The following is a 20,816-nucleotide window of genomic DNA, read 5'->3' on the forward strand; positions in this document are numbered from 1 at the left end:
TGTATAGGTGTTTTTGAATTGAAAATTTATTCTCTTCTAGAGCTTAGAGAAAAAATCGCTATCCCCATGTTTGCTGATAAAGTGCCAGCTGGTTTTCCTTCTCCAGCTCAGGATTATGTAGAGTCGCGTATTGATCTTAACGATGTTTGTGTGACTCACCCTGCTGCGACTTATTTTGTTCGGGCAAGTGGTTTGTCCATGATTGATGCTGGTATCTTTGATGGGGATTTACTGATAGTAAACTGTGCTATTGAACCTGTACATGGCTCAATAGTAATTGCCGCTGTGGATGGTGAGTTTACTTGTAAACAACTTCAACTCAAACCAACTATACAACTCATTGCAAGAAATCCTGACTACCAGGCAATTACTTTTAATGATGACTCATCTCTTGAAATCTTTGGTGTCGTCACACACAATATTCATTCGACTCTACCCTGATATGTTTGCGCTTGTCGATGTAAACAGTTTTTATGCTTCAGCTCAAACAGTATTTAGACCTGATCTGAAAGGTAAACCTGTCATTGTTTTATCGAATAATGATGGTTGTGTAATAGCTCGTTCAGCTGAAGCTAAAAAGTTGGGTATTAAAATGGGAGAGCCATTTTTTAAAGTGAAGTTTTTTTGCGAACAAAACCGTGTAACGGTGTTTTCAAGTAATTACGCATTATATGCGGATATGTCTTCAAGAGTGATGAGTGTGCTGGAACAGAATGCGCCATCAATTGAAATTTACAGCATCGATGAGGCATTTTTAGACATCACAGGTATTGATCATTACCAGGCATTTGAGCAGTTTGGCCATGATGTAAGAAATCAAGTTAAACAATATACAAAATTAACCGTAGGTGTTGGCATTGCGCCAACCAAAACACTTGCGAAACTGGCAAACTATGCCGCTAAAAAGTGGGTTAAAACTGGTGGTGTTGTGGTGTTAAATGATCCAGATCGCCTTGCTAAACTGATGAAAATTACGCCAGTTGATGAAGTATGGGGTGTAGGTAGACGCATAAGTGTTCATTTAAATGAGTTGGGTATTAAAACCGTTTATGATTTGGCTCATGCTGATATCAGCTTTATCCGCAGACACTTTAGTGTTGTCTTAGAACGTACAGTTAGAGAGCTCAATGGCGAGTCTTGTTTAAGTTTAGAGGAAATTGCGCCAGCTAAAAAACAAATAGTAGTATCAAGATCGTTTGGACAAAAAATAAACGACTATCAAAGCGTCAAAGAGGCCATATGTGCTCATGCAGAACGTGCAGCGGAGAAGCTAAGATCAGAAGAAAGGTACTGCAAACAAGTAAGCGCATTTATCCGTACAAGTGCTTTTAATGAGCGCAACCCTTATTATAGCAATGTGGCAACCTCATCTATTACTTTTCCAAGCCAAGATACTCGAGATATTATTCATGCAGCCACTGAAGCATTAAACATGATCTGGCGTGAGGGTTTTCAATACCACAAGGCAGGAATCATGCTTGGTGACTTTTACGATTCTAAAAATCCTCAATATGATCTGTTTAATGACTATCATGAGAGTAAACATAGCGAACCATTGATGAAGACTTTAGATTTAATTAATGCTTCAGGAAGAAAAGTCTGGTTTGCTGGCCAAGGAGTGAAAAAGAACTGGGAAATGAAAAGAGGCAAGCTTTCGCCTGCCTACACCACTAAATTATCCGATATTCCTATTGTTAAATGCTAAGACAATTACAAAATTAAGTATGACATTACATGATTAATTTTGGTACATTGTGCCAAATTTGTCCATGTAGTTCTCGGCCATTATAGCGTTTGGCACGTTTAACCCCATCTACTCCCCAACTACCCCATTGTTTAAAGAAGAAAGCCACATGAGCCTCTTGGCATTGTAGTCGAATACGATCAACCCAATCAGATTTCATTGGACGTGCTTTGGATCCAGATTCACCACCCACAATAACCCAATCAATATTAGATAAATTGATTTCTCCTAAGTCTTCTAAAAGTGGTTCTATCGATAAAAAGAGAATAGAAGCCCCTTTAATTGCCCTTAAATAATCAATTCTGGGGACACCATATTGTTGATCTTCAACCGTTACGCCCAACCATACATTTTTAGGTATTTGATGTGTCTGAAAATACTCAGACATTCTCTGAGCACGTTTGGTTAAAATTTGAAATGTATGTTGTTTGGCTTGATTGATAACCTCCAGTACTTGATCAATATAGTTGAACGACACATCTTCATGGAACAGATCAGACATAGAATTCACAAAATACATAGTAGGTTTCTTTCGCTTCAATGGTTCATTCAGTTTTTCAGGTCTTAGATTGAGTTTAAAACCATTGTGGTATCCTTCGGTTCCCATTGCTCGATGACGGATGGCCATATTTTCGGCATAGCAATGTTTGCAGCCTGGAGAGATTTTTGTACAACCTACAATCGGATTCCAAGTTTTTTCCGTCCACTCTATTTTACTCATTATTAATATCCTTTTTATGTTGCGAGTGAGGTATTTCAGATATCTTTATAAGTTTCAAAATACTCATAGGCATATTGCACAAAATCCTCCTCTGGTATTCCCGTGGCAGCAGAAGCACATCCAATAAAGATATCAGCTGTTAGATATTCAACCCTCTCTGAGTGATTCATCTGCCATAGTTCTCCAGCAATATCATTTGAATAAGTATCAAAAAAATTTTTCATCGCTTCTTTTTTATCTATAGTGATTTTTTTGGTTTTAATGATTTTTGGCATTTCAAATACCCTCTTTGTTGTACTTAGGATTTAGATTCGATTTTAGATATACTTAAATTATACAAAACATAGGTAATATAGAAACATAATCTTTTGATTTTCAATATATTTTAAGGCTCTGGCGGTGTATCGTACGATACAGTTTATTGACCAGAAAATGATTAACTAAGATATGTATCGTACGTTACAGAAAAGTAAAAATATGGCACATGAACTTTATGAACAGCTGCAACAGGCTTATGATTATTTCAATCAAGTATTGTTTGCAGGAAGATTACCCAATTGCTTGATTACTGTACAACGTGAAAACGAAAATGTGCATGGTTATTTTTCACATAAACGTTTTGGTTCTAAAGATCAAAAAACCAAGCAAATAGATGAAATAGCCATGAATCCTATCTATTTTGTGAACACCAGAATAGAAAATGTTCTCTCCACTCTTGTTCATGAAATGGTCCACCTAGAACAGGCTCATTTTGGCGAACCAGGACGCGCTCGATACCACAATAGACAATGGGGAGAATGGATGGAACGTGTGGGCTTGATGGCCAGTAATACAGGTAAAAAAAATGGTCGTAAAACTGGCGATCAGATGACGCATTATATTATTCAGAATGGACCTTTTGATTTAGCCTGCAAAAAACTGATTAATAAACAGTTTCAAATTACCTGGTATGACCAAAAAATCCACTCCAGCCCATCTTTTATTCAACAGATTGCCATTGAGCCTGTCAATTATGGTGACCATATTTCAGTTTCTCGTTTACTGGGTAAAAATACTGAAGGTGATCCAGACTTTCCTAGTGATCAGGATGACCCAACTGCTGTTAATGAACCTGAAGCAATTATACGTTTAAAACAAAAAATTGAGAGAGACTTGGATCCCAAACCCAAATATAGACCTGAAACACCTTCAGATGATGATATTGTTGAACCAATAGAAAAACCAGTTGATAAAAAGAAAAAAACAACCTATCAATGTCCCAATTGTAAAGTAAAAGTATGGGGTCGCCCTGCTCTTGATCTACATTGTAATAGCTGTGAAACAGATTTTATTGAGGTTGATTAAAAACAGGTTGCCTCATTATTGCAAAAATGAGTTTTTGTAAACCAAATCATTGCATTTTAAGTCTTTTGTAAACCGATTATTTTGGCCATTTGTCAACCAAAGGTTGGATTTTGTTTACTCATTCATTTTTTATATCATAATGAGCCTTTCAAAAAAACTATGGCAATTAAAATCAATAAATTCGATGTGGATATTAAGCTTTAGGCAAATTTTTAATTTGGCATAGATGCAAAATAGCCTCTTCTAAGGAAGAGGCTAGATCCAGACAATAAGCTAACATTAAATTAACAGGTAAACCAAAATCTTCTACTGAAGAGCCATCCGCACTGACTTTTTTACCTAGCTTTTCTACTTGAGGACGTAGATCCTCTACATAACCAATAATGTTCTTGGCCATACCAAAAGCCAAACCACACTCGAAGGCTGTTCCTGAGTCTGGTTCAAGAATACTCCGAAAAGGATTGAGATTGGCAATAACTGCATCAGCTTGTTTGATTAAACCAATATTGCTTAAGCAAATTTGATGAGGATCGGTTAAATTATTATCATCTGGAAACAAAGGTTCTATACCTGAACGTAGACATAGTCCCCTTATCTTTAACTTATGTTGTTCATAATCAGGATAAAAAATGTCTGGACCAGCAAAATAAACCTTAATCATGATTTTTTACTTTTAAAATTTTTTAAATTAAATAAATTCTAGCATAACCCAAGGTAATGATTGTATTTATTTTTTATATTTTATATAATCAAAAAAATGACCAAGAAATAAATTGAGAATCAAAATGTCTACTTTTAAAATAACATTTCCTATGCTTACTTTATTATGTTCTGGCTTAGTGTATGCTGATTTAGCTGCGAAGCCACTTTCTACAGAAGAGGCACGCCCTCACTTTGATAAAACTTATATGGATTTTGCTAAAATATGGATGAAAGAAGATGCTTTACGTAAAGCAGGCAATTTATTAAGTTTTAGGTTTGGTAGCCGTTCAGATATTATTCGCACATTTTATGACCCATATAGAAAAATAGAACAACCCGCCATTGAAACCTTTAAAGCATACTGTGACCATAATCAAGGTACATATACAAAATTAAAGAGTGAAGTATTTTGCGTTAAAGACAATACTCCCTTAGGTCATATGCTCTGGAGAGAAGAGCGTAAGGATAAAGGTGGTAAACTTGACGAAATCACATTTGTGCACGAAGTTGGCCAATTAGCCAATGAATCATTAAAAAGCCAGCTGGATATTCAACCAGGTGCAGATATAAATACTAAATATGGTCGAGGCCTAGTAGTTGAAGTAAAACCTGGTGGTTTAATTTACTTCCAGCCTCAAAAAGGCCAAGCAAAATGGATTAGCACAGATGATGTTCTAAAAGAATGGGAAAGTAGAGACAGGCTAAATTTTTAAAACTACCACACTATTTGACGATATTTTATTTTTATGTAATAAAGATATTGTTATTTAATCCTAAAGCAGTATAATAAATTGAAAGTACGTGTTAAAACACATAAATAAATGGTGAATCACATGAAAAAGCATCAAGACCAAAAAGTTGAAAAGTACCACTGCTATGTTAGTCGGTTCGCAAAACTTATGGCTACTTTAATGATTGCTTTAGGTGTGTACTTTGTGATTAAACAAGCAAGTTTATGGTCTTTATTCCCATTTATTGCTTATGCAATTTTAGTGTATGCATTCTTCCAATTTACTGGAGCAGTGATTGTCAGTATGTTTTTTGGACAAACCAACCAAGATATACAACGAAATATTGAGTATTTGAATACTCCTAAAGCCCAAAATAACAATAATTATGATTGGGATGAATATAATTGTGAGCTGTTTAAGGACGACTCTCCTGCTTATAGTCATATACCATCGAATCCTTATCACAACATGTTTGATGAGGATTAAAATTAAAAGGCTAAGAAAAAACTTAGCCTTTTAATTTATAAACTTACTATCCCTTCCCCTCTAAAACAGCTGTTTCCAGTCTAGTTTCCTCCTGATAAATCATTTGGGTTATTTGTTGGCTAATTTGAATAAAGGCCTCTTTTGTTTTTGGACTTAAATCATTCTGACCACTGCCTGAGAAATGAATCACAGGATCTGCTCCTTCTACTTCTGTGATGGCAATCACTATATGTGCTATGTTCATTTTATTGCTCCTTTATGATTTTTTGTATTGACTTCTTGGACGTATAAATATCGGGGTTTTACCCTTTAGTACCCCACTTCTATTACTGGCAATGGCCACGCCAGATTTTTGATTGCGTCCATTGCTGCTTTGAGAACCATAGTAAGTAATCTCTCCAGTTTGTTTGTTAAATGATTTAACAAACCCTGTATGTCCTTCTTCAGCTGAATTACTACTGCGTTTAAAGCGCCATACGACTATGTCACCTGGTCTCACTTCTTCAGGCGAAACTCTTTCAAAATAAGGATTATTTCTATTGGCCATAGATAGTGTATTTTGGGTAGGAATGGCATAGTTATTGTCCTGAAGAACCTTTGTAACCAGACCTGAACAGTCAATTAAGTTATTTCTGCCCATGGTTCTTTGCCCATTTACATCATATTGACCATATCTCATGGGACCATATTTAGCATGATTCACAGCCATATTACCTAAAACCATGCTGCCACCCACTCCACTGCTAAAGCTGCCTTTGTCGCTTTGCTGTACGCTGGCAATAGCATGAATAATGTCCATCTGCCCAAGTTGTGATGATGGGTTAGCCCATCCTGAACTTGGGCTTAATCCTTTTTTGTGTCACTGTCTCCTTTGGGTAGTTTAAATGTGCTGCTCCAAAAATTAGGGCTCTTATTACCAAATACTTTATTTAAAGGATCGTTGTTAGCGTTCTCTTGTTGAATACGCTGTTGGTTCTCTGTAAAGGGTTTAGGGGCAGAAGTACCAGGTGTATTGAACTCACTTTGTTGTGTCGCTTGTGCGCCAATATCTTTGTACATATCTACCGCATTACCATTACTGCCATCAGATTTAGCCCCTGGTATGATGGTTGCTGAGTTTAATTTTTGAAAACCTGAAGTGGCCTCTAAAGCATCTTTATTGCTGCCTTTTAAAGACTGTACATCAGACTGAATCGCTGAAGAGGTTGCCGCATAGTTTTGGTTAAACCTCGCTTGTTTTTGAGCCATATCTCCTGATAATCCTGACTGCTGCGTACTGATACCCTCTTGAATTTGCGCTTTGGAAATTCCTACTGTTTCCGCTGCTTGTTGTACTTGGCTAAAGTTTGAAGGAATCTGACGTTTTAAGTCCCCTATATGGGTTTGATGAGTCGATTGAACAGTATTAGTTGGTGTATCTGAAGACTGGAGTGATCTTTGGGGATTGTAATTACTGCCAGCAGTGGCTTGTTCTAATGCTTCTTTACCTTCTAAAGCACTTTGGCCACTTGCTTGTATGGCCCCAGTTTGGGTACTGGGTTGCTGGTACATTTGTCCTAAATGACCACCAGAGCCCAAATAGCTTTGACCTGTTGCATAGCTTGTGTCCATTGTAATGCTGGCATTTGATTCTGCCGCTTTTTGCGCCATTTGTTCATAGCTTTGTGCTTCTGAATAACTTTGCCGAGCACTTAATGTAGCTGTTTGTGCTGTATTGTAATTAGCTTGAGCATTGGTCGCTAAAGATTGCCCAGATTGTACGGCTTCTCTAAAGCTATTACTTTGGGCAATATTTTGCGCCAAACCTTCACTAAATTTAACACCTTTTTCTTGTAAGGCTTGGACTTGGTCCGTTACGTCTCTAGCCATCTTATCTACATTTTCCACTTTTCCTTGACCACCTAAACTACCTTGTAAGCCAGTTTTATCAAGTTGCTCACCAATAAACTTGGAAACTGTTTCTTTTAAGGATTGTTTAGCAGAACTGTCACTACCAGAAGAGCTGCCCTTGGAAGGTGATTTACCACTACCGCCTCCTACACTTAACCCTAAAGATAAAGCACTTGACACTAAAGAGCTATGTTGAATCCCCCATTTTTCGCTTAATTGTTGATTAGCCTTAGTCGCTTCATCTACCGCATATTGCTCATCAGCAGTTAAACGGCTGGCCAACTCTTTACCCGCAGATGAATCTTTACCCACACTGGTCGCATAAGCCATAGTATAGGCATTTCCAAGGGTGGTGGCAGCTGATGCCATGGCTTCCTGACTTTGAGCAGATTGAATACTTTGAGCAGCTTTTTGACTATACGCATCAGATGTTTTTATGCTGGCTTGCGAGCTGATCGGTAAATCATGACGGGTAGCACTGGCTCTAACAGAGCCTTCCTGTCCAGCATCCCAAGTATAACTGCCAGTAGATGTACGCACCCCCACCATAGAAGGATCTGTATACACCACATCTGAGCTTTGTTTATTGGCACTGGTATTGTTATAGCTGACGTTCCCCATATTGACGTTGCCTTTAGCGACTTCAGATCCAGCTGCATTGCCAACACTTTGACCAGAGCCCACAAGACCTATCATCGCATTACCTAGCCCACGTCCCCCATAAACCAAAGCAAATGAGAGCATCGGAATCAACCAGTACGCATACCCTGCCATGGCTTCTGCTTGCATCGATGCTTGAATAATACTGAAGGAGTTGGATAAGGTATGCCCACCCTGACCGTACATATTGGCATAGATATTGTTTTGGGAATAACTGCTAAGAATCAAATTTAGTATCGATGCTAAAGGTGCCCATAACTGGATCCAAAATAAGGTCATCACATAAAACATAATAGTTTTAAACGCGGCAATGCCCGCCAGTAAAGCAATAAACAACACAAAGGGAAACATCCCAATGATAAAGCCCTCTAAAGTGGCCCTCATAATCGGTAAAAACTCCGATGCCTGTGCGCCCCCTACTTGTTGTGACATAATCCATTGTCGTTCAGCTTGGGCTGAAGCTAAAGCAACAGATAATCTTTGTTGATTATTGGTGGACATAGCGTTACGGATCTCACCACTTTTTAAGACATTGATCATGGCTGATTGCCTGATTGCTTCTAAACTGTCTTCTGAAGCATTTTTGAACATATATTGTAAAACAGAATCGCCCATAGCCAGATACATATCAACATAGTTAGGACCAACATTGTCTTGTGTCCAGCCTAAATAACCAAAAGCTTTTTGTGCCACTCGTGTAGTGGTGTTGTACCCTACATCACGATTGGTATAACTGGCTAAAATGGCATAGGCTTGTTTGCATGACATCGCCTCACTTTCTTTGGTCGTCTGATCGGTCACAGTAGTGTATAAAGATTGGTTGGTGTTACCCAATGTTTCCAATAAATTAGTGGAGGTTTGTAGTTCTTCCAAACTGTATTTATGATAGAAATTGACATCATAAAAAGCACATTGATCTAAAAACCGTGTCCAGTCATCTTGTAATATCTGATTGGTTAAACTGGCTGATCTCATTTGACTGATCAGTCGATTACCAAATAATACCCCTGTTTGTGAATACTGTAGATCATTAGGTAAAGAATTGACCTTTTCTGCTTCTTTGGTCATCCATGTCCCAAATTTACTTAAGATATGTCCTGTGACCGCTAAACCAAACGGTACATTATCTACCTTATAAGCCACAGGGTTCATATTGTAACCAGAGGTTTCCACGATATTGACGGTACTTTTTGGAACCATCAACACCATCCAAATGGCACTGATGATAAAAAGGTAAACAAAATTATCTTTTAGATCTACTTTATATATAGCTGTGCCTAAAATAATAATAAACCCCAATAAACTGGCTACTTGCATAATCCCAGCAAAATCAGCACTGCCACAAATCATGGCCACAGAATTAAATACTTGAACCAGAATCTGGCCAGAGCCAGGGAATGTGTAATATTCGTACATAAAAGGCTCCTTAAATACGATTGGTGAGTTCAAAGGCCATATTGTTGGCCAACCCTGGAAAATTGGCTTTCCAATGGTTATCAAAGTTCTTCAGATAATTCACAATTTGGTTTTCAGCTGAAGCACGAGAATAGGCTGCATTCTTTTCAGTGATTAAGGTTGCTCTAAATGCCCTTAAGTTGGCATAGATCTGATCAACTGAAGGTTGAATGGCTTTGTCTATTTTTTGGTATTTACCTAATGAGGAGCTGACTTTATTCTCCAGCTGGAGGGTGTAACCAAACATATACTCATAAACAATGATTTCTTCGTATTGTTGCAGTAAATTTGTGCCAATTACCGCATCATTGATGATGATTTTAAGTAAGGGTAATTGAGTGGTTTCAATCAGATTAACGGCATCTAGTCGTTCTGCTTCTGATAAGCCAGCATCGCCTCTAATGGATTCCATCAATTTCTTTAATGTATTACGGACATAATAACGAACAGAAGGCATTGCCTGATTGACCGTACTACACTTGGTATAGAGTCCTTCATCCCCTGAAGTACAGTGAACCAAATTAACCTGAACAGTTTGTGTTTGAGAAGGCTCCCCTGTTTGGGCTAAATCAGAAGAACCATTTAGAAAGGTACGTATGTCCTTAATTGTGGGTGGAATGGTTTCTATCCCAAACTCAATTTCTTCATTGTCTTTTTTATCTGTAATCGGATGAGCAATTACTGTACCACTGATGCTCATTAAGATATCCAGATCCTTTTCATCAATAGAACCTAGATGTTTGACCAGTGCCTCACGCATAAGATTACCGCCAGTAAAAGTAAATCCACTATTGGCACTATTGGGTTTTTCTCGGGCTTTTTTGGCTTTTTCAATCACCTTATCCGCAGAACGACAATACCACTCTGCTTCAGATGCATCCGCAGCTGAACCATCTTCTATGGCTTTGGCCTTACATTGCTGTTGTATCGATTCAGCAGCTTCCCCCATAATGCCCCCAACCATCTGTTTAGCAGCAGAACATGAATTCATATTAAAGCGGTTCATCTCTTCAGCAATCTTACGTATTTTGTCTATTGCCCCACCGACTAAAGGATCCAGTGAGTCCAATGCAATTTCAAATGCAACCCCTGCTGCGTTATTACCTAAATTACGGGTAAATTGAACAAACTGCTCCTTATTCACAAAAGAGAATGCGCCAGCAAAAAAATCAATTCCCCCACACCCTGCCTCTATTCGAGGCAATTGAATACTGATTGGGCTTAAATTAGACACAGGTGCGCGTACGGATAATGAACCGCCTGTGTACATATTCATGGATTGATTGTGAAATGATCCTGCCTTAGTGTAATTTCCAGAAACGCCAGCACTATCGAACATGTCTTGCATATCACTTTGGATATTGGCTTGACTGGTTGAGTGATAAAATAAAAGGCAAACAGAAATAGCCAACGCTCGGGTTGGCAAAAAACAGAACTTATTGTGTAACATAACAGCTCCTTAAGGTTAAAAGCTGTTATGGCTACTACGGGTACTGCGCAATAGCCATAACTGAATAAAAGTTATGGCTATGAGAAAAGTGAAAAAGCTTGAACAGGGTATATTCTCTAAGGGTTAAGAATATGACTTCATATTATCAAAAGATGTGGATATTTTCAATCTATTGTTATTTAGTTGGATATACTAGGAACGTAAAAGTTCCTAGTATATCTAGAGCATAGGTATTACATGTTACGGCTGCACAATAATTTTTACTGCGGACTCATTATTATGAATTAAAGTTTCAAATCCCTGAGAAACTAAATCATCTAATTGAATTCTCTGAGTGATAAATGGTTCTAAATTAATCTTACCATCCTCTACGAGTTTAATTGTTTCTTCATGGTTATTAACATAAGCAATTGTACCTCGAACGTCTAACTCTTTCATTACAACGCTATGAACGCTTATTGTAGCAGGGTGGCTCCAAATGGAAACGATCACGATCACACCTGTGGGTTTTGTAGAGTCAACTAAAGTATCCAATACTTTGTTAACACTTGTGCATTCAAAGGAAACATCCGCGCCTTTATCACCTGTAATTTTCATCACCTCTTCAGTCACATTAACTTGGGAGGGATCTAAAATATAATCCGCAACGCCTGACTCCTTGGCTTTTTCCTTACGTTTTGCACTCAGCTCCGTAATGATGACCGTAACCCCTTTAGCCTTTAGTACCGCAGATAATAATAGGCCAATTGGACCAGCCCCTCCTACTAAAGCAACATCCCCTGCTTTTGCACCACTACGAACATAGGCGTGGTAACCAACGGCTAGAGGCTCAATTAAGGCAGCTTGATCTAATGGAATTTTGTTCGAAATAGGATGCACCCAACGACGTTTTACTGCTATTTTTTCGGCTAAACCACCACCTCGACCACCAAGTCCAATAAAGTTCATATTTTTTGATAAATGATAATTTTCACCTGGTCCAGTGGGAACATCATCCGCAATAATATACGGTTCAACAACAACATGTTGACCAACCTTTATATCATCGACACCTTCGCCAACAGCATAAACAACACCTGAAAACTCATGTCCCATAGTAATAGGTGCAGACTCACCTGAAATCGGGTGTGGATGACCGCATGGAGGAATGAATATTGGACCATCCATGAATTCATGTAAATCAGTACCACAAATACCGCACCATGCTACATTAATGCCAACGGTACCTGCTTCGATTGTTGGTTCTGGGATATCTTCAATTCGAATATCTCCTCTGTCATAGAAACGTGCTGCTTTCATCGTCAACCTCCTGAGATGTTATGAAAAAAACAAACATAAGTAATGTTGCTCAATAAGAAAAATATTAAAATAATTTAATAAGTTACTATATGTACAAAATGATAACAGATATTTAGATTTTTGTGTATTCCTCAGATATAGCTAAAATTGATACATTTAACTACACTATTTGTATCTAACTGGGAAAGTTATGACTACATTCAAAAATAATTTTAATGATAAAATATATTTTTGAATTTATATTCACCTAACATTGGTTATTGCTTTTTATAACAAACAAAGCTATTATGCCTTATTAATAAAACACCCTAAGCTTAAAGGACACCAATAGTGCGTTCATTATTTTTTTGTTTCTCTCTCTCTTTATTGCTCCTGACAGGCTGTAACAATAGGAATATTCTGATGAATAACAACGAAGTCAATAGTGAAGAACATGTGTCACTTGTATCTACTTACGAAATAGAAGAAAAACGTTTCCAACTGAATCCTAGTCCACAAAAGCATTATCAAATGACCATTACCATTAAAAATGCACCTGGGCCTTTGGATAAGCTTAAAGCATTGGCCTATTACCGAGCATTAAATTGCTCCTATATCTTAGCGGGCACACCAGAGGTTTATAGCAAACCTGATAAAAATATTTTTCTTCAGTTTAAAAAAATTGCACCCAATCAATATCAGGGGGACTTTTATGTAGATGCAATGAAAGATGAAGACTACTATGGGCAAGGCATCTGCAAATGGGAGTTTGGTGGGGTAAATGCTTTATTTTCAGCCACTGATTCTGACAAAGATACTCTATTTAGTGCCTCAATTACCCCTGAAGATTTACAATCTAAAAAAATTGAGCTAAATCATTTAAAAGAAAAATATCCAACAATTGAAGATTTTACTGGTGCGTTAAGTCAAGGAAAGCTTAAAAAAGAAAGATTCAAACCCGAAGAATACTTTACCTTTGATATTGAATTAGAGGAGTTAAAATAATGGCCATTACTCAACAACAATATGCTGATCTAGCCAGTTCTTCATATGAAGAACATAAAAAATATACAGTTAATAACGAGTACAACATAGGTGGTACAAACTACAAAATACTAGCGCACTCCTCAGATAAAAACACTGATTATCAGGGAACCATCTATCAAAGGGTAGACACAGGCGAAATCATTGTTGCCCATAGAGGCACTGAACCCAATAAAAAAGGTGATGTGGCTGCCGATTACGAAATGGCTTCTAAATTTACCAATCCTCAGATTCCCCATGCTTTAAAGTTAACTGAGTTAGCATTTAAATTCGCAAAAGATCACGAAAAAGAATTTGGCAACGCTCCTGAAATCAGTGTTACAGGCCACTCTTTAGGAGGAGCCTTAGCCCAAGTGTCGGCTTTTGAATATGGTTTAAAAGCAGAAACCTTTAATGCTTATGGTGCAGCTGGTTTAAAATATACTGATCTATATGGCAATAAAGAAACTGTTCCTCTTCAGAACAATGGTAAAGTGACCAATCATATCATGGCGGGTGATGTAGTCGGTGCCGCTAATAATCATTTTGGTAAAAATGTCATTTATGCTCGAGAAAAAGAAATTGAAGTGTTAAAAGCTCATAAATATGGTGATGGTAAGCCAGGTAATAATCAAATGTGGCGTGCTGCTAAAGAGCTTATGAGCAAACATAATGCACATAATATGCCTAATTTTACCAATGAAAAGGGTCCTTCTATTTTATCAGACCCTAAGGCAAAGGAATTGGCTCAAAAAGAAGCCTCTATTATTCATGAATACCGTAGTGATATTAAGGCCAATAGAGGCCCCATACTTAAAAAGGTCAATACTGCGGATAAAGTTTCAGATGCCATTTTTCCATCGAAAATGATCCTAAAAAAAATATTATCTGACAATACTGATCACTCACAAGAAAAATCAACCTTATATGCTCAAAGAGAAGGCAAAGGTGATTTAAACGATATCATGAATAATGATGTGAAAGGTATTTATGCCAAGTTAGAATCTAGCCTTGGCCCTCAATTAGCTGACAAAGGGGCTGGAAAATGGGCAGAACCTATGATTGCGGCAACCACTTATGCTTGTGTTCAAAAAGGCTTAAGTGCGGATAAAATTGCTCATATTGGTATTAACGAAAAAGAAAACGTCCTTTATGCAGTCTCAGCCAATAGACGAGATTTTGCTACCGTTAATGCGATTGAGGCTTCTAAAGTCAATCCTGAACAAACTTTATTGGCCGCAAACCAATTGCATGATCAAATGGGTATGGAAACACAGCAAAAAGAGCTGGATCGACAAATGCAGATGAATCAGCAACAGCATGGGGGCATGAAGTTTGCCTGATTTATTTGAGATTCTTGATCAAAAAACCTCATCTAAAGGGTGAGGTTTTTTGCATACTAGAGCACGTTTAATACCAGTCTACTCTGCCTTTTTACCTAGAATAGCCTGTTCAATTAAAGGTAAATGCTCATCCAATAACAATTCAGGTTTGGCTTGGTAATACCATAGCTTTGATTCTATGGTACATTTATTGCCTGTTGTTTGATCTGTTAAAGTTGTTGCTACAGCTTGTTCAAATAAGTATTGTTTACAATCATAGCCTTTTTTGATGTGACACGCTGGATCTGGATTTCCTTCTTCGCCTTGAACCCAAGGTTTGTTTTTATGTTTTTGCGGTAAATTTGCCCCTATATTGGCTCCTATGAGTAAAGCAGGATTCCAAAAGTACGTCAGGTCTAATTTAGGACCAGATTTTCTTTTGGGGATTTCGGTATAGACTATTCTTTTTGGATCTTCTATATAAGGGCCCAATTGTTCAAATTGAGCCACACGTCCAGTTGCCGCTTTGCGTGCATAAAAGCGTGATTGAATCAAATATTGATGATCTGCCTGATCTTTATCCACTATTTTAATGTTCTGACGGGATAAATCTCGTTTGATTTGTTCTGTTAAGGTCTCAGATGCTTCAAATTCAACTGAAATAGATGCGTTTTTAGGTGCCCCTTCAAATTGTTCACATGTTAGTGCATATTCAGGTGTTGTTGGTTCTGCGGGTTCACCTACTATGCCTGTTGTGGTGTATTGAATACTTTGGCAGCCACTAAGCAAAATTAGTCCTGATAAAACCAAAGGAGTCATTATATTTTTCATCATGATATTCTTTATCTTTCTTGCAAGAGCTTCATTATAATATTTATTTAAAATAATGACATTAAATTGTTTACTAAAACAGCTTTTCATCTAGGTTGAGTTAGTTTACACTTCATTTTCTGTGTGTGGAGATCCGTCTCATTATATCTACTACCCATTTTTCCCTAATGAGGGGGCCCACTTCTTCACACACATCTTCCCCTATCAATATAATGTCCCCACTTCTTTAGAAACAGCTAAAAACCTACTCTCCAGTTCAGATTGAGAAATCACACCATGACTGATCGGTTTGAATGATTTGGTTTTAGTGTCCATAATAAATAAAGCTGGAACAACTGATACTTGTAGTTTTGTGGCAATACCATTGTCTACTTGAGCATCAGGAAACCCTTCTATTGGACCACCATCAAGTGACACAGCCATTACTTCTACCCCATATTGATTGGCGAAGTTACGTAGAACTGGAGCCATAGCATGACAATAGGGGCAATCTGAGCGATAAAAGAACATTACACCATTACTCCCAGCAATTTGTTTGATCGCATTCACCGTATCGATCCCTCTTTGCTGATCATATTGACGTACGGCGGTAGTATTGGTAGGTCTACCCTTTAATGAATAATCTAAGCTAGGGTTTTCCCAAAGTACACGTTGCCATTGTTCTGTAAATGTAGCTGCTTGTGTCATGGCCAACTCCTGAAGAGCAACATAGTTTTTAATATTCTCTGGAGTAGGATTCATGATCGCAATTTTACGACTTTGATCTAGTTGTACTTGAAGCGACTCAAAGGCTTCAATTTCAGATGGCTTCACTGACTTTTGCATTTGTTCAATTTGTTTTTTTTGCTGGTCAACTGGATAGTATAGATAAGGTCGATTATCTTGCTGCCATATATCATCTTGGTACCAGTTTTGAGCAAAAATCGTATTACATAAAAGAAATGTGCAACATAAAATAAACCATTTTTTCATATTGTTACTCCTACTTAGCCTTATTTGGGCATACAGCAACATCCATTGATTGAGCTGGAAATTGAGCTGAGTATTCTTTACTGGTGGTATAAGTGAGCTTCACTTTGGCACATCCTGGTTGATCTTCAATATCACTTAATTTAACCGCTTCAATAAAAATGGGTGCAGCGGATTTAGTTCTCTCTTTAATGATTTTGGCTGCTTCTCCAGTAATTTGTCCTCTTGCTTTTCCATGTATGGCAGCTATAGCCATTAAAGGCCGTGGATCACCTTTATCAAGTGGAATGACTTGCTTGCTTAACGATAGAGTATCCACTTTAGGCGCACCGATACTGAAGCCTGAGAGTGACATTACAGTCATGATCAAGAAGATACTTCTATTCATCATAGTATCCTTTAGGTTGGTTATTTTCATATTCATCTTTTAATTTTTCAGCAGATTCATTAACACGATTCATCATATCGGCTGTATTGGGCATACTTGCTCTGATCTCTTCATAAAATTCAGATAAATCCATTTTCGAAAAGTCCAATCGCTCCAGATCTTGAGCTAAGAATCCATCACATTGAGGTTCTTCAGGGGTACCAAAACCCATACCTAATTGTTTTTTACCCTGAACATTAATGATTTTGGCCAACTTAGAAATATAACAACAATAGCTCTCACGTTTTTGCACACAAGCACCCAGTACCTCTTTAGCACAATAGCTACCTACATGATGACAAAGACCAGCCTCACGCCTAAATACCGTAATCACTTCATCATTACCACATTCAAGCCATTGAGTTAATGCCATAATGGCAATGGCAATAGCAAAGGCCATAGGGTTGAATGTTAAGTAAACTGTATTTGAGCCAGCAGCCATACTACCCACGCCAATACTACCCCCTACTGCTGGTGTTGTAGATAGACCAAATCCATAAAATGAAATAGCTGGTGCGCCACCTCCAGAAGTGCCAGCACTAAACATACTGGCAAAGCCTTCAGCAGCCTGTACACCTGTTGCAATCCACTCAGGGCCATTAACAGCTAAAACTGAATAAGTATATGCGCTACCCAAACTGGCCACACCATAATTGATGGCCATGTTTGTACCAGCCTGAACTGCCCAATCTTTAAACTCAGCTGGATCTCCTTGGCTTTTACAGCAGTCACCACCAAAAACCCCATCAAATGCTCCACCTAATTTAACAGAACAAAATGATGCATCCCCTTTGAAGAAAGTTTGTGAGCCAATATCATAGTAACGAGAAAGTTCTCTGAGCATTTCCATACTTGTCATTGCTTCAGCAAAATCCCCATCTTTACAATTGCTTTGCTCTATTTCATAACCAGCTTCAACACATTGATAAACATTGTCCCATATCTGACAAGTCCCATCAGGCAGTTCACTGATACATTGACGTGTTTTGATGGTACAAGTAGGGTCGTTTTCGTATTCAGTACAACGATTATCTACCTCAGCAAGACATTGCTTTTGGACTTCCTTACGCCAACATTCACGGTAAACTTTAACGCCATTGATTTCCCTCTCTTCAGGACCATCTAAGCATTTTTCAGAAAGTACGCTGCATTTACTGAACCCAGCTGTAGCTGCATCACATTCAGGACTTACCCACTCTTGAGTGATTAAGTGCGTAGGTTCGAGTTCTTCTATGTTTTCAGGTAAAGAGCCTAATTCCTTGGCAATATCCACATCACAAGAGTATTTATGGTTATAACGCATACAAACGCCATCTTCCGTTTTTTCCAAACACTCTTGTCCTTGTACTTCACAATCAGGACGTTTTAATGGTTCACAATAATCAGCTGCATTTGGATCAATGCAGTTAAACTGATATTGATAGTTCCAACATGCACGATATACTGAGACACCATTAATGGTTTTATAGCTAGGTCCCTCAACACATACTTTAGAGAGCTCCTTACATTTGGCTGTGCTTGTTTCTGGTACTTCAGAGACATATGTTTGAATCGAATTATCCAAGTCTGTATTTACTAAAACTTGTGCAGCTGCACCTATTGGATTGGCTATAAAAATAATAAGTAATAGTGTACTGATTAGCTTTTGATGAATAGATTTAAACCATTTCATGACTATTTCCTATTCTCGTATTCAGTACAATTGTTTTGCCATCTGTCCTGACAAACTGGCTCACATGCTTGTTGCGTTCTAAAGTTGATAAACACCTCACCTTTACCACCTACAGCAACATAGATGCGAATTTCATTTACTCCTTCTTGTAAAAAGGGAATTAAATTTAAAGATGGCCAAAAATCCCAACTGGTTGAACGCTCGGCTTTTCCTGCATTTGCAACCATATTGTTGCTGTTTAAATCTTTGACACAAACATTATGGATTGTGCTCATATATGTCCAACCACAATATGTACGTGAATCATTCGCTGCTTGCCCAGGGTTTCTGCCTGGCGCACCTAACCACCAATTTCTAGGATTGTTTGGTTCATAACCATAAACGTTGCCATTAAAGAACACAGTACGGTTATTCACTTTAATCAGTAAATGATCATCAAATTGGGTTCTTAAAAGGTAAAAATTCTGTAAACGTGCAAGGTTTCGAATATTAACTGTCATAGTACGTTCAAAATATGCACCATAAGCAGTATTGCCAGACCAATAGTCATTGCCTGGATTGCCAAAGAAAATATTAAAGTTACCGTCTCCTACATGAGAGTACGTAATACGCATGTCGCCCTGTGTGCCACCAGGTACAACACCCTGATCAGCACAGCTTAATGCTGTTTCACACTGCACTTCTAATTTCTTTTGACAAGCATGAGTATTATTTTGAAATTTTGTTTCTAAGCATGAATAGTTAAAGTTAGGATCTACTTTCACTTCTAATGAAGAAACGCATAAAAAGTGTTCAACACCTTGGTAAATTGAACAGTTTTTCTCAACAATCTTTTCGGGAACTTGAATGATTTCTGTATTACAGGCTTCTGGTGGGATTTCACCAATTGAGCCATCAGGATTAAAGGGAATGACCCAACCGTATTTGGTTAATGTGTCGGTCGGATCGCTGACAATTTCATGAGTACCAGTGGCCAGTTTCTCATCTGAAGAAATAGTGACATCTGGGCGTACCGTTCTATTTTTACCGACAAAATTGATACCTTCACATTCTTGACGCAAATACAAATCTTCTTCAGGAATGTTTTGGCAATTATTAATCTTGGCACTGCCTTGTTCCTTTGGGATGATATTACCCCCACCATAGAAACTATCAGAGTTGGCTGGTACACCTTCGTAGCGCGGTGCGAACTGATCTGGAGAAGTATGATTAATTGTATCCGCTGCGCCTGATGCAAGTCCTGACATTTCACGAGCAACATCTTTATAATTTTGCTGTGCAAAACCAACTGATGATAAAGAAAGACCCAATATGATGATCAATGCTGACTTATTCATTATTGTTGCCCTTCTAAACTTGCTAAACGTGTTGCAGCTGCATCACTTAAAGTCACACTTGTTTTGTTTTCTTCAAATTTCTCAAGTACAGCATGTAAAGAGACATCACCCTTAATTACATAATGTTCAGTACATGTCGCCTGTTCATCATTTGCACAGCCACTTAACTCATCAGAAGTCTTAGCTAAAGCAAATGTAGGTACATCCACAACATTGAATTGAGTAAATAACTCAGGATGAATCATCACTTGAGCACCTAAACCGTTAATATTTTGACTTGCTGCAACAGTTTCTTTCATCGAACCATTTTTAAAGCCTCTTAACACCAATATGGCTCCTGTTTTTTTGGCTTCTGAAGCAATACGCATAAGTGATGCTTCAGGCATGGAGAAGGATACAAATACGAGTAAATCTGTTTCATTTTTAAGTGTTGAGTCAATGGTTCTGGCTTTATAACGTTCTGCTACTTCCATAGGGTCAACACTGATGCCTTTATCTTGGCCATAATCCGCTAACTCAGGAACCTTCACACCAGTTGCGCGGTGATCAGGAACATTGGGGTTCTGTGGCACTGTATTGGGTATGTTTGTCCCTTTTGTCGGTTCAATCTGCTCAATGACTTCTTTTGCTCTTTTAGAAGCCTCTTCAGGTGTGAGTGTGTTTGCCACCGCAACCACACCACAAAACGCTAATACAAATAAGGCTAAGAGACTGCCAATGATTTTTTTCTTACGATTACTTTGAAAAAATATGGTTTTTTCATTCATTTTATTG

21 protein-coding genes are annotated in these 20,816 nt (G+C 38.0%); 7 read left to right on the top strand and 14 right to left on the bottom strand.

The genetic code is table 11. The features are described 5' to 3' along the window. Window positions 1-66 precede the first annotated feature (66 nt). Window positions 67-441, top strand: coding sequence for a translesion error-prone DNA polymerase V autoproteolytic subunit (gene umuD, locus AADH04_RS01695; protein WP_434778528.1), 375 nt, complete (start codon window positions 67-69; stop codon window positions 439-441). Then, the gene (gene umuC / locus AADH04_RS01700; RefSeq protein ID WP_434778529.1) at window positions 377-1,705 is read left to right on the top strand and encodes a translesion error-prone DNA polymerase V subunit UmuC; all 1,329 of its coding nucleotides are present in this window, start codon (window positions 377-379) and stop codon (window positions 1,703-1,705) included. The genes umuD and umuC overlap by 65 nt, the downstream gene beginning before the upstream one ends. Window positions 1,706-1,730: 25 nt before the next feature. On the opposite strand, the gene AADH04_RS01705 is transcribed toward umuC, so the two are convergent. Continuing rightward, a complete protein-coding gene (locus AADH04_RS01705) occupies window positions 1,731-2,465 on the bottom strand; it encodes a phage Gp37/Gp68 family protein (RefSeq protein ID WP_434778530.1) in 735 nt (244 codons plus the stop codon). Between the two features lie 35 nt (window positions 2,466-2,500). After that, window positions 2,501-2,740 (bottom strand): hypothetical protein, encoded by a 240-nt coding sequence (locus AADH04_RS01710; RefSeq protein WP_434778531.1) that lies wholly within the window; start codon window positions 2,738-2,740, stop codon window positions 2,501-2,503. A gap of 202 nt (window positions 2,741-2,942) precedes the next feature. Between AADH04_RS01710 and AADH04_RS01715 the strand changes: the two genes are divergently transcribed. After that, window positions 2,943-3,809, top strand: a complete 867-nt coding sequence (locus AADH04_RS01715; protein WP_434778532.1) for a SprT-like domain-containing protein — start codon at window positions 2,943-2,945, stop codon at window positions 3,807-3,809. 193 nt (window positions 3,810-4,002) lie between these two features. Here the strand turns inward: AADH04_RS01715 and AADH04_RS01720 are convergent, their stop codons facing one another. Beyond that, entirely contained in the window at window positions 4,003-4,470 is a 468-nt protein-coding gene (locus AADH04_RS01720) for a nucleoside 2-deoxyribosyltransferase (protein WP_434778533.1), read from the bottom strand. 124 nt (window positions 4,471-4,594) lie between these two features. Here AADH04_RS01720 and AADH04_RS01725 point away from each other — a divergent pair, with 124 nt between their 5' ends. Beyond that, window positions 4,595-5,224, top strand: a complete 630-nt coding sequence (locus tag AADH04_RS01725; RefSeq protein ID WP_434778534.1) for a hypothetical protein — start codon at window positions 4,595-4,597, stop codon at window positions 5,222-5,224. Between the two features lie 120 nt (window positions 5,225-5,344). Further along, window positions 5,345-5,728, top strand: a complete 384-nt coding sequence (locus AADH04_RS01730; protein WP_434778535.1) for a hypothetical protein — start codon at window positions 5,345-5,347, stop codon at window positions 5,726-5,728. A 46-nt stretch (window positions 5,729-5,774) separates the two neighbouring features. Here AADH04_RS01730 and AADH04_RS01735 read toward each other — a convergent pair whose 3' ends face one another. The 5 genes from AADH04_RS01735 to AADH04_RS01755 all read right to left on the bottom strand — a co-directional run bounded on the left by AADH04_RS01735 (window position 5,775) and on the right by AADH04_RS01755 (window position 12,482). Then, window positions 5,775-5,972 carry a hypothetical protein gene (locus tag AADH04_RS01735; protein WP_434778536.1) on the bottom strand — a complete coding sequence of 66 codons (198 nt, stop codon included), beginning with the start codon at window positions 5,970-5,972 and terminating at the stop codon, window positions 5,775-5,777. Between the two features lie 12 nt (window positions 5,973-5,984). Continuing rightward, on the bottom strand, window positions 5,985-6,527 hold the full coding sequence (locus AADH04_RS01740) for an NlpC/P60 family protein (protein ID WP_434778537.1): 543 nt from the start codon (window positions 6,525-6,527) through the stop codon (window positions 5,985-5,987). 44 nt (window positions 6,528-6,571) lie between these two features. Continuing rightward, window positions 6,572-9,694 carry a conjugal transfer protein TraG N-terminal domain-containing protein gene (locus AADH04_RS01745; RefSeq protein WP_434778538.1) on the bottom strand — a complete coding sequence of 1,041 codons (3,123 nt, stop codon included), beginning with the start codon at window positions 9,692-9,694 and terminating at the stop codon, window positions 6,572-6,574. 10 nt (window positions 9,695-9,704) lie between these two features. After that, window positions 9,705-11,183 carry a conjugal transfer protein TraH gene (locus tag AADH04_RS01750; RefSeq protein WP_434778539.1) on the bottom strand — a complete coding sequence of 493 codons (1,479 nt, stop codon included), beginning with the start codon at window positions 11,181-11,183 and terminating at the stop codon, window positions 9,705-9,707. 240 nt (window positions 11,184-11,423) lie between these two features. After that, on the bottom strand, window positions 11,424-12,482 hold the full coding sequence (locus AADH04_RS01755; protein ID WP_434779775.1) for a 2,3-butanediol dehydrogenase: 1,059 nt from the start codon (window positions 12,480-12,482) through the stop codon (window positions 11,424-11,426). 402 nt (window positions 12,483-12,884) lie between these two features. Here AADH04_RS01755 and AADH04_RS01760 point away from each other — a divergent pair, with 402 nt between their 5' ends. After that, window positions 12,885-13,466 (top strand): hypothetical protein, encoded by a 582-nt coding sequence (locus AADH04_RS01760; protein ID WP_434778540.1) that lies wholly within the window; start codon window positions 12,885-12,887, stop codon window positions 13,464-13,466. Then, entirely contained in the window at window positions 13,466-14,827 is a 1,362-nt protein-coding gene (locus AADH04_RS01765; RefSeq protein ID WP_434778541.1) for a lipase family protein, read from the top strand. The genes AADH04_RS01760 and AADH04_RS01765 overlap by 1 nt, the downstream gene beginning before the upstream one ends. Before the next feature lie 78 nt (window positions 14,828-14,905). Here the strand turns inward: AADH04_RS01765 and AADH04_RS01770 are convergent, their stop codons facing one another. The 6 genes from AADH04_RS01770 to trbC all read right to left on the bottom strand — a co-directional run bounded on the left by AADH04_RS01770 (window position 14,906) and on the right by trbC (window position 20,809). Further along, a complete protein-coding gene (locus AADH04_RS01770; protein WP_434778542.1) occupies window positions 14,906-15,640 on the bottom strand; it encodes a hypothetical protein in 735 nt (244 codons plus the stop codon). Between the two features lie 201 nt (window positions 15,641-15,841). Then, window positions 15,842-16,609, bottom strand: a complete 768-nt coding sequence (gene traF, locus AADH04_RS01775; protein WP_434778543.1) for a conjugal transfer protein TraF — start codon at window positions 16,607-16,609, stop codon at window positions 15,842-15,844. Between the two features lie 10 nt (window positions 16,610-16,619). Next, complete coding sequence (locus AADH04_RS01780) at window positions 16,620-16,997, bottom strand: hypothetical protein (protein ID WP_434778544.1); 378 nt, start codon at window positions 16,995-16,997, stop codon at window positions 16,620-16,622. Beyond that, the gene (gene traN, locus AADH04_RS01785; RefSeq protein WP_434778545.1) at window positions 16,987-18,705 is read right to left on the bottom strand and encodes a conjugal transfer protein TraN; all 1,719 of its coding nucleotides are present in this window, start codon (window positions 18,703-18,705) and stop codon (window positions 16,987-16,989) included. The genes AADH04_RS01780 and traN overlap by 11 nt, the downstream gene beginning before the upstream one ends. A 2-nt stretch (window positions 18,706-18,707) precedes the next feature. Then, complete coding sequence (locus AADH04_RS01790; protein WP_434778546.1) at window positions 18,708-20,042, bottom strand: hypothetical protein; 1,335 nt, start codon at window positions 20,040-20,042, stop codon at window positions 18,708-18,710. After that, window positions 20,042-20,809 (bottom strand): type-F conjugative transfer system pilin assembly protein TrbC, encoded by a 768-nt coding sequence (gene trbC, locus AADH04_RS01795; RefSeq protein ID WP_434778547.1) that lies wholly within the window; start codon window positions 20,807-20,809, stop codon window positions 20,042-20,044. Before trbC ends, AADH04_RS01790 begins: the two co-directional genes overlap by 1 nt. Window positions 20,810-20,816 lie beyond the last annotated feature (7 nt).

The sequence above is a fragment of the Neisseria sp. Ec49-e6-T10 genome, assembly GCF_051132615.1.
In the GTDB taxonomy this organism is placed as follows: domain Bacteria; phylum Pseudomonadota; class Gammaproteobacteria; order Burkholderiales; family Neisseriaceae.